Genomic DNA, 16,067 nt, shown 5'->3' on the forward strand with positions numbered 1-16,067 from the left:
GGGTTAACAGCCTTTGCTTGGTTTGCTGCAAGTGTTAACGACTCATGGCATGGTACGGGGTGCTGTAAACTGATTTCTAACACTTTAAGTACCTGTTGAAAACGCTCTGGGCGTCGCCATAAATCAAGCTGGTTAAAGCAGTTAAAAACCTCGTCACAACTAGGCTGTTCGCTAGCTAAAACCGCTTGATGGGTTTGCGCGTTAATAGCCAGATCGCGTACTTCATTCGGTAAGCGAATTGTATTTGCGATACTGTTAATTTCCTGACTAGATAAACTTAGCGTTACTTGGCTGAATAAGAGTGCAGTATCATGCAACTGATGGTTATTAGCATAATCGAACCGAGCTTTGAGTGTTTTATAAATATCCTCATTCCACTGTTTTTCAAGCTCTGCACTGATCACACTCAGGCCACCAATACTTGCAAGAACATTTAAAAAATCGCTAAATGCACCATCGCTTAATGACTTTTCACACTCTAACCACACTCGCTCTGCAGTGAGAGTTGTAAGCTCACCCGCTTTAACCATAGCAATGAGCAACTGTTTAGTTTCGGGGGCAATGGTAAAGCCCAAGTAATGATACCGAGCAGCAAAACGAGCTACACGCAATATCCGTAATGGGTCTTCGCTAAATGCATCGGATACATGACGTAATACACGCTTTTTGATGTCATCTTGACCACCGAATGGGTCAACTAAGCTGCCATCTTCGGCTTGAGCAATGGCATTGACGGTTAAATCACGGCGAATTAAATCTTGCTCTAGAGTTACCTCTGGAGTGAAATCACAGATGAACCCTGTATAGCCTTGCCCTTGTTTGCGCTCGGTGCGAGCAAGTGCATATTCTTCTTTGGTTTTTGGGTGCAAAAACACCGGAAAATCTTTGCCAACTTGTTGGAAACCTTGGTTTATTAGCTGTTCAGGTGTGGCGCCGACAACCACATAATCGCGTTCTTTAATTTCACGACCAAGTAGAGCGTCTCTGACTGCTCCACCGACTAAATAAACCTGCATAGATCACCTTCAATTTTGTGTTTTCAGTATTTTACGTTATTTGTTCAATAAAATGCGAACAAGGTTTTAAGTAGCGTTGTTTTTTGCCATTATAGGCGGTGATTTTAAACGCAAGGAATATCACGGTGTATTTAAGCTATTTCGGCTTGTCAGAAAAACCTTTTTCGATTGCCCCCAATCCTGAGTATTTATTTCTGAGTGAACGCCATAAAGAGGCGTTGGCACACCTTACTTATGGACTCGGTGAAGCGGGTGGCTTTGTGCTATTAACAGGTGAAGTCGGTACAGGTAAAACAACATTAATAAGAAGCCTGCACGAGCAGTTACCTGAAAACACCCAAGTAGCGCAAATCCATAATCCAGCTTTGTCGCAGCTAGAGTTGCTTGCCAGTATTTGCGACGAACTGAAAATAGATTACGACAGTGACAATGCCACATTAAAAACCCTCACTGATGTGATTAAAAAGCACCTTGAGGCAAATAACCAAGCTGGTGGCCATACCATCTTAATTATTGATGAAGCGCAATTACTCGCACCAGATGTGCTTGAGCAGTTGCGCTTACTGACCAACATCGAAACCGATCACAAAAAGCTGCTGCAAATTGTGTTAGTAGGGCAGCCAGAGCTACAGGAGCTTTTAAAACGTACTGAACTTCGACAACTTGCCCAGCGTATTACGGCACGTTACCACCTACTGCCACTGACTGAAGGGCAAGTATTTGCCTATGTAAAGCACCGCTTGTTTAAAGCGGGCACTGAGCAAGCCTTGTTCTCAGGTGATGCGTTAAAAGCGATTTATCAAGTTACTCAAGGCGTACCTAGATTAATCAATTTATTGTGTGAGCGTTGTTTGGTGGGGGCTTTTTCGCAGCAAAAACTTACCATAGACAGTGAGCTTGTGATGCGTTCGGCCGAAGAGGCATTGCCGCCAACCAGCACTGAGGTTATACCTAAAGGTGCTCGAGAGCCGAGCTATGTATGGCTTTATCCTGTTTCATTTTTAGCCGTATTAGGAATGGGTATTGGTTTATCCTACCTAATTTAACGAGTGATCAATTATGTCATTACTTTTAGATGCAATAAAACAATCGGCTCAACATGAGCAAACAGCCGTTGATCACGATCAGGCTGCTTTACAACTTAAACAGCAGCAAGAGTTAACACGCTATAAGCGTTTAGCCTTTTCATTTGGGTTATTACTGGCTGCAATTTTAACGCTAATGGCTGGTTTTTCGATTGGTAAGTGGTTACAGCAAAGTAAGCCATTTGCTGAGCAGCCAGTACTAGCAAATGAGAATGAAAAAGTACCCAGTGCGACAGCTGAAAATGTGTCGGGTTCTAAAGATCAAGAGCAACTTCAAACAGATAACTCTGTAGCTAAAGTACCGTCTGGTTCGCAACCTGTGGTGGCACAACAGCAAATGATGCAACAACCCCCTCAGCAACAAACCATGATGCAGCAAGTTCCTGTGCAAGGTGCTCAGCAGTACCAGTGGGTACAAGTACCTGTAAATACAGTGCCAGTTTATGCAAATCAAGCACAGCCGCAATATGCTCAGCCAGTGTATCAAAATCAAGCCGCTTATCAGCCGCAGCCACAGTTTTCGCAACCGATGCAAATGCAGCAAGCTGCACCACAGCCGACAAATAGTAATGGTATTGATTACAGTAAATACAAGGTACTTGGTAAGCCCCTTGATGAGAACGCCAATAATCAAACTAAGCCAGCTGAGCCAGATGATGAGTTAAACGAAGTGTCGGATTCGTTAAAAAAAGCTTTTGCGCAAGCGGTTCAGGATGTTGACCAGCAACGTTCTTCGCAGGTAACGCATAGTACTAAAAATTCGTCTTATGCTGATCCGATAGAGCTGCTCCCTGAGTCTATTCAAAATGCAATTCCAACACTTAAATACCAAGCGCACATCTACGCATCTGAGCCATCAAAGCGTTGGATAAAACTCAATGGTCGTGAGCTTTATGAAGGTGATAATATCGGTGTGTTATCGTTAATCGAAATCACGCCAGAGCAGAGTTTACTTAGCTATGATGGCTATGAATTCACTTTAAAAGCACTGCAAGACTGGCCTGAGTAGCCAGTCATGACGAGTCAGCTTAAGGTAGAATAGAGCTTTTGAAAAAACGGATTAGATCGATGTTAAATTCACTCGGTCTGACCGCTGCTTCAAGGCTGTCGTGGCAGCGACTGTTTGCTAAATCGATATCTTGTACTTCTGTATATCGGGTATGTTTAGCGTGATAAAAGACTTTCACTTGAGGTTTAAGTGGGCTTGTTGGGTTGCTGCGAGTAACCACACCAAGTTTTTGGCTTTCTAGCCTTACCAATGTGCCAACTGGGTGAATACCAATGCATTGAATAAATTTAGTGACCAAATCACCATCGAAACTATCTGGGCAGCCATCTTTTAAAATTTTGAATGCTTTGATTGGCTCCATTCCTGCCTTGTAGACTCTTTCTGCGGTCAATGCATCATACACATCAACAATCGAGGTCATACGTACATACAGGCTTATTTCATCGCCACTTTTACCAAAAGGATACCCACTACCATCTAAGCGCTCATGGTGAAAGCCTGCAATATCAACGGCAATACCACTGAGACCAGACTGCTCTAATATTTCTTTGCTAAAGCGCGCATGATTTTGAACGAGTTGGTACTCTTCATCAGTCAATTTACCTGGTTTATTGAGTATTTTATCGGGGATATTAATTTTGCCGATATCATGAAGTAATGCACCGGTGGCAAGTTCTTGAATAATCGATTTTTCGATACCTAAATGCTTTGCAAAAATGCTGATCAAAATAGACACGTTGATTGAATGCTCAAGTAAGTAAGCATCTTTTTCTCGCATGCGAGTGATACAGGTTAATGCATCTTGATTTCTAAACACAGAATCGATAAAACCGCTTGCTAGCTCTTGAAAAGGGGCAACATCAATTTTGTTTCCTTCTCGAATGTCTGCAAATGCTTTGCTTTGGAGTGATTTGGCTTCTGTATAAAGACTATTTGCTTTTGTCATCTCTGCCGACATACTGTGCGTAGTGTGCCATGGATCGAATGGCTCAGAAGAGACGGCTGGTGCTGCAGGTTTTGGTTTTTCAGTGATTTTATTGTCACTATCAAGATTTAGCGTTTTATCAGGATCGATTTCAATTTCTAAAATACCAGCTTGCTTAAGCTTATCAATACTGCCTTGTGTTTTTACCCAACCTTGGTTTTTTATACGGATCTTGCCTGTCTGTTTTGTCACGCCGTGAACAAACATGCCAGGTTTAAGTTGATTGATAGGGAGTGTTTTCAAGGCCTTTACTTCTGCTCAGATACAATACTATTAAACTAGCAGAAAATGTGTATTTCAGTAAATATTAATAGTACTTAATGGTGTTTTAAACTGCAGGGCAACCTTAAAAGCGACTATAAAAAAAAGCCCCCAGCTGATAAGCTGGAGGCCCTTAGAAGTGACAATAAGTTAGATAAACTTATTTACTCGTCGTCTTCAACCAATGTCATAAGTGATGTGTTACCACCTGACGCTGTCGTGTCGATACTGATTGTTTTCTCAGTTAGTAGACGTTTGATTAGCGTATCGTAGTACTCAGAGCTAATTACCGGCAGGATTGCACCTTTACGTTGTGCTAACTGCTGGCTGAAATAGCCTAAGCGAGATGAACGCGCGGCAACAACGGCACCAGCAAGATGAGGATGCGCTAAAATAGCTTGTAACTGATTAGGTTTAGCTACTTGGAATACACCCTCTGCAATACCTGTTGAGATAAACTTATCTTTAAACGCCACAGCTTCGTCATAGAACAACTCTGAAGCAACAGTGATAACAGTATTACCAGCCGCAAGTGCAGTGATAATAGAAATTGCCCAGAAGTTAAATGACGTACTCTTATCTGCATAACATACTACGCAACCACGTGGTTCTAAGTGTAGCGTGTTTGACTCACCCGTAGGCCCAGGCAACACGGTGTGTTTACGCATGTGCTTTTCAAGACGGTTAAGCTGCGCACGTGCATCAGCAAGGGTTAATGCTAAGTCATCAGCAAGCTCATCAATGATTTCAACGGTTGCAACTTTAGCAAGTAATTGACGCACAGCCGAAACTCGGTCATTTAACGGTGTTGAACGCCAGATCTTCTCATCACGTAATGAGTTTTCCATTAACTTAGCAACTTGCTCAGCCGCACCTGAATAGTGGTGAGTATCTAGCTCATCAGGTGTTAGGTTTGTCATTTGCACGTTATCTGGTGATGCTTTCTCTTTCACTAGACGTTGTAAGTAGTTAGGGCCACCTGCTTTCGGACCAGTACCTGATAGACCACGACCACCAAAAGGTTGAACGCCAACAATCGCACCAATCATGTTACGGTTGATGTAAACGTTACCTGCACGCGACATTTTCGCTAAGTATTCACAACGCTCTTCGATACGTGAATGCACACCCATCGTTAAGCCAAAGCCAGTGCCATTGATTTGATCAATCACGTTATCAAGCTCTGTACCTTTGAAACGGATGATATGTACACACGGGCCAAATACTTCACGTTTAAGCACAGATAAGTCTTTGATCTCATATAGACGAGGAGCAAAGAAATAAGCGCCATTTTCGTTGTTATCAGGAATTTCACACTCATAATGAAGTGTTGCGTTACCTTTTAGGTATTCAACATGTTCATTTAAATTTTTCAGTGCTTTTTCGTCGATTACAGGACCAATGTCAGTCGAAAGTAACGAAGGATCGCCAACATGTAGCTCTTTTAATGCGCCTTTAAGCATTTCGATGATGCCATCAGCAACATCTTCTTGTAAGAACAACACACGAAGTGCAGAACAACGTTGACCGGCACTTTGGAAACCTGAGCTGATCACATCGTCAACAACTTGCTCTGGTAGAGCTGTTGAGTCAACGATCATACAGTTTTGACCACCGGTTTCAGCAATTAGTGGTACTTGAATATCGTTACGCGCAGCAAGTGTTTGCGAAATAAGCGTACCTGTTTCTGTTGAACCTGTGAACATAACAGCTTGAATTCGCTCATCAGGAACAATTGTTTTACCTACATCGCTACCACGTGCGATAACAGGTTGTACAACGTGCTCAGGTAAACCAACAGATAACATAAGCTCGATAGTACGTAAGGCAATTAAGCTTGTTTGCTCAGCTGGTTTTGCAATAACTGTGTTACCAGTCACGATCGCTGCAGCAACTTGGCCTAAGAAGATAGCTAATGGGAAGTTCCATGGGCTGATACATAAGATCACACCACGTGCTTCAAAACGCTCATCTTGTGCTAATTCTTCAGCTCGAGCTGCGTAATAGCGGCAGAAATCAACGGCTTCACGAACTTCATCAATACCATCTTTGGTAATTTTACCCGCTTCTTTAATACAGATAGCAACTAGCTCATCGTGATGACGTTCTAGAATATCAGCAATACGGCGTAGTAAGTTAGCACGCTCTTTAACCGGCGTTTGTGACCATGATTCAAATGCTTTTTCTGCATTTTCTAATAATGCTGTCATCTCTTCGGAAGAGTGAAGTTTTACATGACCAATCACTTCTTTGTGATTTGCTGGATTCTTCACTGCTAGAGAGCCTTCAGGCACATCATTTAAATCAATACGATGCTCTGCAAACCATGCATCTAGATTTTCTTTAAATGGAGTGATGACATTGATATCAGTTAAGTCCATGCCTTTTGAGTTAGCACGTTCTTCACCATATAAATCAATTGGCATTTTAATTTGCGTGTTGTACTTGTTACGTAAACCTTGCAGTGTTTCTACTGGGTCAGGTAAAAGTGACTCAACAGGCTTAGTGGTATCAACAATCGCATTTACGAATGATGAGTTAGCACCGTTTTCTAATAAACGACGAACTAAGTATGCAAGTAAGTCTTCGTGTTGACCAACAGGCGCATAAACACGACATTGAATTTTTTCTTGGGTTACGATTTGGTCGAATAACGACTCACCCATACCGTGTAGGCGTTGGAATTCAAAGCCTTCGTGGTCGCCTTTAGCAACTTCTAAAATAGTTGCTGCAGTGTAAGCATTGTGTGTTGCAAATTGCGGGTAAAGCACATCACGTGCTTCAAGTAGCTTGATAGCACAGGCTTTGTAAGAAACGTCAGTTGTCGCTTTACGAGTAAATACAGGGTAGTGATCTAAACCATCTTGCTGAGTAGTTTTGATTTCTGTATCCCAGTATGCACCTTTAACAAGGCGAACCATTAATTTACGGCCAACGCGACGAGCAAGATCAGCAACCCACTCAACCACAAAAATAGCGCGTTTTTGGTATGCTTGAACAGCTAAACCAAAACCATTCCAGTTACCTAAATCGTCATCACTAAATACAGCTTCAATAACATCTAGTGAGATATCTAAACGATCAGCTTCTTCAGCATCAACAGTGAAGCCGATGTCGTAGCTTTTCGCTGCAAGGGCAAGTTCTTTTAACTTAGGTACGATTTCAGCGATTACGCGCTCGCGATGAGTGAATTCATAGCGTGGGTGAATTGCAGAAATCTTAACTGAGATACCTGGGCTCTTGATAGGACCACGGCCATTTGCCGCTTTACCAATTGCATGGATAGCCGTCATGTAGCTGTTGAAGTAACGCTCTGCATCTTTCATTGTGCGAGCACCTTCACCTAGCATATCGTATGAGTAAACGTAGCCTTTTTGTTCTTTATCTGCCGCACGTTCAATCGCTTCGTCAATGGTACGACCCATAACGAATTGCTTACCCATGATCTTCATCGCGAAGTTCACAGATTTACGAATAACAGGCTCACCTAAGCGACCAATGGTCTTTTTCAGCACACCAAATTGTTGTTCTTTAGATTTGTCGCTGTAGTTAACCATTTTACCAGTTACTAACAGACCCCAAGATGATGCATTTACAAATAATGAGTCACTGCTACCTAAGTGCGAACTCCAGTCACCTTTAGCAAGCTTGTCACGAATTAGCGACTCTTGCGTTGCTTTATCTGGTACGCGTAGTAGTGCTTCAGCTAGACACATTAAAACAACGCCTTCTTCACTTGATAGTGAAAATTCGTTAAGTAGTGCATCTACACCGCTTTGACCATCCTGATCGCGACGGATATTTAAAACCATTTGACGAGCACGTTCCCACGCTCGGCTACGCGCTTTCACGCCTACTTCAGCCAAAGGCAAAATATGATCAATTACCGCGTTTTCATCAATACGGTAAAAATCACGGATTTTTTGTCTTATTGGACATTCAGTTGTCAAATCGCCATTAAATAGCATATGTAACCCTCTGGTGTGTGGAGTCGAGAAATACAATTAACGCATTTCTTGCCATTGATATATTTCGTGCATTCTAATTAAAATCCAGCAGAATATGCTGGTTATATTTTTCGATTTACGATAATTTACAGGGCATACCGTTAACTTAGCCGCATAAAATTCTGTTATGACTAGTCCGAATAGATTACGCATGTTAGATCGCATCGATTTAGCAATTTTAGACGCTCTGCAAAAAAATGGCAGAATATCTAATGTGAACCTGGCAAAACAGGTAAATTTAAGCCCAAGTCCATGTCTTGACCGTGTAAAGCGTCTTGAACAAGAGGGCTATATTGAAGGCTATTATGCCAAGCTAAGTGAAGCAAAACTAAATCAAAGTTTATTAGCACATGTACAGGTATCACTTGTCACATCGAATACATCGGTGTTTAAAGTATTTCGCGAATATATTTTAAATATCCCACAAGTTGTTGAGTGCGATATGGTCGCAGGTGGCTACGATTACTTATTAAAAGTACGAGTTTCAGATATGGATGAATATCGTCAGGTATTGGGTGATTTAGTTGATATACCGGGGGTAGGCACCCATCACACTTATATGGTGATTGAGAAAATCAAGCAAGACAGTGGTTTGCTCTTTGATATCTAAATTAAGCAGACAATAAAAAAGCACCTAACGGTGCTTTTTTATTGTTGATAGATTATGCCCAGCCATCATATCGCTTACGGCGCGACAACATAATGGTAAGGATAATACCTAACAATAAACCAATAAATGCAATTGCGCCGCCATAGGTAAGTAGCTGACGTTTTTCTTTTGCACTGGCTGTTTGTTTAGCGTTGCGCTCAGATTCAATTGTGTTTTTAAGCGCTTGGATTTGCTCACTTAGTGCTTGATTTTGCTCTGTGAGGGTTTTATTTTGCTCTTGTAACTGAGGCAGTTCAATTTCTGCTTGGCGTAGTTGCTCTTGCATTAAAGTCATATCATTACTTAATGCTTGAAACTGCTGTTGAATACCTGCATTTTCAGTCACAAATTTTGCTTCTACCCAACCTTCACGATCTTTGTCGTCACGGATTTTAAAATAACCATTATCTTCAGCTGACAGTAAAGTAACTTGAGTACCTGCATCAACCGAACCTAAAATACGGTAGTTTTTACTCGGACCAGAGTGCATAAAGGTGTAGAGGTTATCGACTATGTATGCGGTGTTTTCGTTACTGCTTGGCGCTTCTTCTGCGTAACTAATAAAAGAGGTGGCCGCTAGGAGCAACCCAAAAATACACTGTTTTAACATCAATCTACCTTGTTAACGTAACCATTGCCTAGAAATGGCCAAATTTATAATTTCTTTATGTATAGAGATAGTAGGGATTTCAACTATTAATAGCAAGGAAGATATTGTAATCCATAGCCAAGCTCAAGATTAAAATTCAGGAAAAAGTTTGCATTAAGTAGCTGCTTTGTTTATTTTGATCACTTAATTATTTTAAATGTACTCCGCAAAGCGAATGGATACTGAGATAGAACTGAAGTTTTTGGTGTCAGATGCCGTTGTTCCACTGATCCCCGCATTAATTACTCAATTTGCAAAAACCGTTACAAACAAGCCCTCACGTAGCTTACAAAATGCTTATTACGATACACCAAGCCGAGAATTGCGCGCATTAGATATTGGTTTACGTACGCGTTGCTGCGATAACCAATGCGAGCAAACCATTAAGCTTGCAGGCGAAGTGGTTGGTGGTTTACATCAACGCCCTGAATACAACTTACCGCTTGAGGGTACACGCCCTGATTTACTTGCTTTTGATGCTGCAATTTGGCCGCATGGTATGCAAGTTGGGTCAATAGCCGATAACCTATACCCAATTTTTAGTACTAATTTTATTCGCCGTACATGGTTAATCGAAACTGACAGCGGTGCACAGATTGAAGTAGTGCTTGATAAAGGTGAGATTTCTGCGTCGGGCAAAGTTGAACCCATTTCTGAACTAGAAGTTGAGCTAGTAGAAGGTAGTCGCCAAGAGTTATTTGCTTTAGCCGATAAGCTAGTGCGCGAAAGTAATGTGCGTTTAGGCTTATACTCAAAAGCAGCTCGTGGTTATCGCCTTGCTGATGACAATCCGTTAAAAGCAAGCAAATCAATTGGTTTTGTGCCGTTAAAGCGTGATGCAACGCAAGAGCAAGCGCTTATAGAAAGCATCAACTATGCAATTCGCTTTGTGCAAAAACATGAAGCTTGTTACTTCATCAAGCCAAGCCTAAAAACCCTTAAACGTGTGACCGATGGAATTCGTTTGATTCGCCACACCTTCTGGTTGTTTGATGACATAGTAAGTAAAGATGACACTGATTTATTACGTACAGAGCTAAAATGGCTGCTAAGCGAACTAGCGTGGGTAGAAAATGCAATTCAGTTAAAAACCTACACGTCTAAACGCCACGCTTATTATAAAAAAATTAATAGTGCGCCAGAACTCACGCAAGTTATCAACGACTTAAAACAGTTACAACCAAGCATCGAAGATGTACAAGAGCTGTTTCATAGTACTCGCTATAATCGTTTATTGTTACAACTAACTACATGGTTGATAGAAAAACAGTGGCGTAAATCATGGGGACAAGCTGAGTTTAAAGCGGCTGAAGAGCCCGTTGCTGATATTGCAAAGCGATTATTTGCAAAAGATTGGCACGATATGCATGAGCTCATTCCAGAGCAAAAAGTGTTTACAGACAAAGATTACTTAGCACTGCGCACGCGCCTAGAAAACTCTCTGCTTAGTGGAAATTGTTTAGGAGCGCTATTTAACAAAGACGACCGTAGTGAGTTTCGTATTCCATGGTTAGATATCTCTCATGGTATTTATGAACTAAGTACACTTGAGTATCTAAAACAGCTGTGTGCTGGTCATGAAGATTTAGAACTTGCAAAAATACAGTCTTGGTTGGATCAAAAATCTGAATTTTTAGTAAGTGCAATGGAGCAAAGCCGTCACGCTACATTTGACACAGACCCTTACTGGCTATAAATAAAGTGCGTCGTTGCTTAATAGTTGGGTTAGCTTGGCTGAGTTTATCTGCCTGTGCTAACCCAATTGAATGGCAAGTCTACAAGCAACAAGACGACATCAAGGTTAGTTATAAAAAGCATGACACCGGCATTATAGAAATTAATGCTTCTGTGCTGGTTAAAAACGCCAAAGCGAGTGACTTTATGGCGTTATTAAGTGATACAGAAAACGCGCCTAATTGGCTCGAAAACGTGAAAAGCGTAACCTTAATGGAGCGCTTAAGTCCCTCAGAAACTCTTGTTTATACCCACTTTAATTCGCCTTGGCCGGTATCAGATCGAGACTTGGTGAGTTACTCTTGTTATCGCGCTTTAGCTGAGCATAAAACTGAGCTACAAATTAAAAGCCAGCCCTATGCAAAAGCAGAAGTGGCAGGGGTTGTACGAATTAAAAACCTCACTGCATATTGGCGCTTAGAACAGCAACAAAATGATTTATTAGTGAGCCATCAAGCTTATGCAGATCCGAGTGGCTCTATCCCTTATTGGTTAAGTAACAAAGTGTCATTAAAAAGTGTTTATAAAACACTACAATCGCTCAGAGAGCAGTTAACTAATAATCAGTTTTCGCGCACCAAAACCAGCAGCATCCCCGGTAATTGCTAGCAATTAAAACAAGGGTCTTATGGTGACAGTGCAAGAGTTTATTATTATGATCAGGTTAATTCTGAGGCAGTAGGTAAAAAATGAAAGAACCAAAAATCCCCCTGGTCAATAAGCCAAATGGCCTTGGTGTTGGACGCATTTTAAAAGCAACTAAATGCTCGATTAAAGGCTTTAAAGCGGCGTTTAAAGAAGAGTCTGCATTTCGTTCTGAAATTTATTTAGGACTGTGTTTGTTACCCTTGTCGGTCGTATTGGCGCAGTCACTTAATCACTGGTTAGTGTTGTTTATTCCCTATTTATTATTATTAATCGTCGAGTTACTTAACTCATCAATAGAAGCGCTGACTGACCGAGTTGGCATTGAGTATCATGTATTATCTGGGCGAGCCAAAGATATGGCCTCTGCGGCAGTGACATTGTCGCTGGTGGTTTTAGCCTTGGTATGGGGTGTGGCTGTTTACGAGAAAATAGTTTCCTACCTTTAAATCAAACACAAAAAAAGCGCCAAACGGCGCTTTTTTCATTTTTCTAACCTATTACAGGCCAGCAGCTGCGCGAAGTGCGTCTGCTTTGTCTGTGCTTTCCCAAGGGAACTCATTACGACCGAAGTGACCGTAAGCCGCTGTCGGTTGATAGATAGGACGCTCAAGATCAAGCATTTGGATTAAGCCGTAAGGGCGTAGGTCGAAGTGCTCACGCACTAATTCGATTAGACGTGCTTCATCTAATTTACCTGTACCAAATGTTTCGATGCTGATAGATGTTGGCTCTGCAACACCGATAGCGTAAGAAACTTGTAGTTCACACTTGTCAGCAAGACCAGCAGCAACCACGTTTTTAGCAACGTAACGTGCAGCATATGCAGCTGAGCGGTCAACTTTTGATGGATCTTTACCAGAGAAAGCACCACCACCGTGACGAGCCATACCACCGTATGTATCTACGATGATTTTACGGCCTGTAAGACCACAGTCACCCATAGGGCCACCGATTACGAAACGGCCAGTTGGGTTGATGAAGAACTTAGTCGCGCTTGAGATAAGCTCAGCAGGAAGAACCGGCTTAATGATAGTTTCCATTACCGCTTCAACTAAGTCGTTTTGTGAGATTGAATCACAGTGTTGAGTTGAAAGAACAACTGCATCAATACCAACAGGCTTGCCATTTTCGTATGCAAACGTTACTTGAGATTTTGCATCTGGACGTAACCAATTAAGCTCACCGCTCTTACGAACTTCAGCCTGACGCTGAACTAGACGATGTGAATAAGTGATTGGTGCAGGCATTAAAACGTCAGTTTCATTACATGCATAACCGAACATTAAACCTTGGTCACCAGCGCCTTGGTCTTCTGGACGAGCACGGTCAACACCTTGGTTAATATCTGGAGATTGTTTACCGATAGTGTTTAGGATTGCACACGAGTCAGCATCGAAACCCATGTCTGAGTGCGTGTAACCGATTTCACGTACAGTTTTACGTGTAATTTCTTCGATATCTACCCAAGCGCTAGTAGTGATTTCACCACCAACCATAACCATACCAGTCTTTACGTATGTCTCACATGCAACACGGGCATGAGAATCTTGCTCTAAGATAGCATCTAGAACCGCGTCAGAGATTTGGTCCGCGATTTTATCCGGATGACCTTCAGAAACAGATTCAGAAGTAAATAAATGTTTTGCCATTGTATTTCTGCTCACAAATATTGCGCTCCACAAACGTCGGTAATAGCGCTAAAAAAATAAGGGGCGTATTTTATCTAAAACAAATATGTTTGCATAGTAATTTTACGCCTAGACGTCCATTTAAAATTACTAATAACGTATTGTTCTTAACAAACGCCCATAAACGGTGCATTTAATGCGGATTTTTAATTGCACTGTACCCTTACAATAAGTAAGAATGGAGCTTCATAAACAACCAGCGCAAATACATAAAGGTAGGAGAATTCATGCCATCACGCAAAGAACTTGCAAATGCTATTCGCGTCTTATCAATGGACGCAGTACAACAGGCCAAATCTGGCCACCCTGGCGCCCCTATGGGCATGGCAGATATCGCAGAAGTACTATGGCGCGATTATCTAAAGCACAACCCTACGAATCCAGAGTGGGCAGACCGCGATCGATTTATTCTTTCGAATGGTCACGGTTCAATGCTGATCTATTCTCTACTGCACTTAAGTGGCTATGACTTACCACTCGAAGAAATTAAAAACTTCCGCCAAATGCACTCAAAAACACCGGGCCACCCAGAATATGGTTATGCGCCTGGTATTGAGACCACTACGGGTCCATTAGGTCAAGGGATCACAAATGCTGTGGGCATGGCAATTGCCGAGAAAGCACTTGCTGCACAGTTTAACCGTGAAGGCCACGATATTGTTGATCACTACACCTATGCATTTATGGGTGATGGCTGTTTAATGGAAGGTATTTCTCACGAAGCCTGTTCATTAGCCGGTACATTAGGCCTAGGTAAACTAGTTGCGTTTTGGGATGACAATGGCATCTCAATTGATGGTGAAGTAGAAGGGTGGTTCAGTGACGATACACCAGCGCGCTTCAAAGCATACGGTTGGCACGTAGTAAGCGATGTAGACGGTCATAACCCTGATGCAATTCGCGCCGCTATCGAAGAAGCACGTAGCATTACTGATAAACCATCACTAATTTGCTGTAAAACAATCATTGGTTACGGTTCACCTAATAAATCAGGTAGCCACGACTGTCACGGTGCACCACTAGGTGAAGACGAAATCAAAGCATCTCGTGAGTTCCTAGGTTGGACAGGTGATGCATTTGAAATTCCAGCTGAAATCTACAGCGAGTGGGATGGCAAAGAAAAAGGTAAGCAACTAGAAGCTAGCTGGGATGAAAAATTTGCCGCTTATGCAAGTGCATACCCAGAGCTTGCAGCTGAGTTTAAACGCCGTACAAACGGTGAGCTACCAGCTGATTGGGCTGAAAAGTCACAAGCTTACATCGAAGAGCTACAAGCAAACCCTGCAAACCCTGCAACACGTAAAGCATCACAAAATGCACTAAACGCGTTTGGTCCGTTACTACCAGAATTCATGGGCGGTTCTGCTGACCTTGCTGGTTCTAACTTAACACTTTGGGATGGCTCAAAAGGCTTAGAAGCAAACGATGCAAGTGGTAACTACATTTTTTACGGCGTACGTGAATTTGGTATGTCAGCGATTATGAATGGTATTGCACTGCATAAAGGTTTTATTCCTTACGGTGCTACATTCTTAATGTTCATGGAATACGCACGTAACGCAGTACGTATGGCTGCACTAATGAAGCAACCAAGTATCTTCGTATACACGCACGATTCAATTGGTCTAGGTGAAGATGGTCCGACGCACCAACCAGTAGAGCAAATTGCAAGCATGCGTTTAACGCCTAACCTAGTGAACTGGCGTCCATGTGACCAAGTAGAGTCTGCGATTGCATGGCAACAAGCTATCGAGCGTAAAGATGGCCCAACGTCACTTATTTTCACTCGTCAAGGCCTTGAGCAACAAGCGCGTACTGCACAGCAGTTAGCTGATGTGAAAAAAGGTGGTTACGTACTTAGCTGTGACGGTGAGCCAGAGCTTATCCTTATTGCAACAGGTTCTGAAGTACAGCTTGCACAAGATGCAGCTGCAGAGCTTCGTTCACAAGGTAAAAAAGTACGTGTGGTATCTATGCCTTCAACAGACTTATTTGATGAGCAAGACGCTGCATATAAAGAAAGCGTACTACCAGCAAGCGTAACACGCCGCGTAGCAATCGAAGCGGGTATCGCAGACTACTGGTACAAATATGTAGGCCTAAATGGCGCAGTAGTTGGTATGACGACCTTCGGTGAGTCAGCTCCTGCAGGCGAGCTATTCAAGCACTTTGGTTTCACTGTTGAAAACATCGTAAACAAAGCAAACGCCTTGTTCTAAGCTTTAGCCGCTAAAATTTAAAAGCCCGCCCTATGTAAGCATAGCGCGGGCTTTTTGTGTTTTATCCGATTGTTTGTAAGATCTTGTAGGCATGAAACTTGTTTCGCGGGGACCGTT

12 protein-coding genes are annotated in these 16,067 nt (G+C 42.2%); 7 read left to right on the plus strand and 5 right to left on the minus strand.

Going from position 1 to position 16,067, the window contains the following annotated elements; genetic code table 11:
* The coding region (locus tag L1264_RS01220) for a tRNA nucleotidyltransferase (protein WP_235403575.1) at nucleotides 1-1,016 on the minus strand (1,016 nt) is incomplete at its 3' end.
* 125 nt (nucleotides 1,017-1,141) lie between these two features.
* On the opposite strand from L1264_RS01220, the gene L1264_RS01225 reads away from it, so the two are divergent.
* Both L1264_RS01225 and L1264_RS01230 read left to right on the plus strand, forming a co-directional pair.
* On the plus strand, nucleotides 1,142-2,062 hold the full coding sequence (locus L1264_RS01225; protein ID WP_135926037.1) for an ExeA family protein: 921 nt from the start codon (nucleotides 1,142-1,144) through the stop codon (nucleotides 2,060-2,062).
* A gap of 13 nt (nucleotides 2,063-2,075) precedes the next feature.
* A complete protein-coding gene (locus L1264_RS01230; RefSeq protein WP_199526312.1) occupies nucleotides 2,076-3,110 on the plus strand; it encodes a general secretion pathway protein GspB in 1,035 nt (344 codons plus the stop codon).
* Nucleotides 3,111-3,129: 19 nt separating this feature from the next.
* Here the strand turns inward: L1264_RS01230 and L1264_RS01235 are convergent, their stop codons facing one another.
* Nucleotides 3,130-4,338 (minus strand): HD-GYP domain-containing protein, encoded by a 1,209-nt coding sequence (locus L1264_RS01235; RefSeq protein ID WP_199526311.1) that lies wholly within the window; start codon nucleotides 4,336-4,338, stop codon nucleotides 3,130-3,132.
* Nucleotides 4,339-4,520: 182 nt separating this feature from the next.
* Entirely contained in the window at nucleotides 4,521-8,324 is a 3,804-nt protein-coding gene (gene putA, locus L1264_RS01240) for a bifunctional proline dehydrogenase/L-glutamate gamma-semialdehyde dehydrogenase PutA (RefSeq protein WP_135926034.1), read from the minus strand.
* Nucleotides 8,325-8,490: 166 nt separating this feature from the next.
* On the opposite strand from putA, the gene L1264_RS01245 reads away from it, so the two are divergent.
* On the plus strand, nucleotides 8,491-8,973 hold the full coding sequence (locus tag L1264_RS01245) for a winged helix-turn-helix transcriptional regulator (protein WP_135926033.1): 483 nt from the start codon (nucleotides 8,491-8,493) through the stop codon (nucleotides 8,971-8,973).
* A 52-nt stretch (nucleotides 8,974-9,025) separates the two neighbouring features.
* Here the strand turns inward: L1264_RS01245 and L1264_RS01250 are convergent, their stop codons facing one another.
* The gene (locus L1264_RS01250; RefSeq protein WP_135926032.1) at nucleotides 9,026-9,622 is read right to left on the minus strand and encodes a TIGR04211 family SH3 domain-containing protein; all 597 of its coding nucleotides are present in this window, start codon (nucleotides 9,620-9,622) and stop codon (nucleotides 9,026-9,028) included.
* Between the two features lie 214 nt (nucleotides 9,623-9,836).
* On the opposite strand from L1264_RS01250, the gene L1264_RS01255 reads away from it, so the two are divergent.
* The 3 genes from L1264_RS01255 (at nucleotide 9,837) to L1264_RS01265 (ending at nucleotide 12,489) form a co-directional block, all read left to right on the plus strand.
* Nucleotides 9,837-11,357: a CYTH and CHAD domain-containing protein gene (locus L1264_RS01255; RefSeq protein ID WP_235403576.1), complete on the plus strand. Its 1,521-nt coding sequence runs from the start codon at nucleotides 9,837-9,839 to the stop codon at nucleotides 11,355-11,357.
* A gap of 5 nt (nucleotides 11,358-11,362) precedes the next feature.
* Nucleotides 11,363-12,004: an START domain-containing protein gene (locus L1264_RS01260; protein WP_235403577.1), complete on the plus strand. Its 642-nt coding sequence runs from the start codon at nucleotides 11,363-11,365 to the stop codon at nucleotides 12,002-12,004.
* A gap of 80 nt (nucleotides 12,005-12,084) precedes the next feature.
* Nucleotides 12,085-12,489 carry a diacylglycerol kinase gene (locus L1264_RS01265; protein WP_235403578.1) on the plus strand — a complete coding sequence of 135 codons (405 nt, stop codon included), beginning with the start codon at nucleotides 12,085-12,087 and terminating at the stop codon, nucleotides 12,487-12,489.
* 51 nt (nucleotides 12,490-12,540) lie between these two features.
* On the opposite strand, the gene metK is transcribed toward L1264_RS01265, so the two are convergent.
* Nucleotides 12,541-13,692 carry a methionine adenosyltransferase gene (metK, locus tag L1264_RS01270; RefSeq protein ID WP_135926028.1) on the minus strand — a complete coding sequence of 384 codons (1,152 nt, stop codon included), beginning with the start codon at nucleotides 13,690-13,692 and terminating at the stop codon, nucleotides 12,541-12,543.
* 266 nt (nucleotides 13,693-13,958) lie between these two features.
* Between metK and tkt the strand changes: the two genes are divergently transcribed.
* A complete protein-coding gene (tkt, locus tag L1264_RS01275) occupies nucleotides 13,959-15,950 on the plus strand; it encodes a transketolase (protein WP_135926027.1) in 1,992 nt (663 codons plus the stop codon).
* Nucleotides 15,951-16,067: the final 117 nt, after the last annotated feature.

This window comes from Pseudoalteromonas sp. APAL1, from assembly GCF_021532475.1.
GTDB lineage: Bacteria > Pseudomonadota > Gammaproteobacteria > Enterobacterales > Alteromonadaceae > Pseudoalteromonas > Pseudoalteromonas lipolytica_C.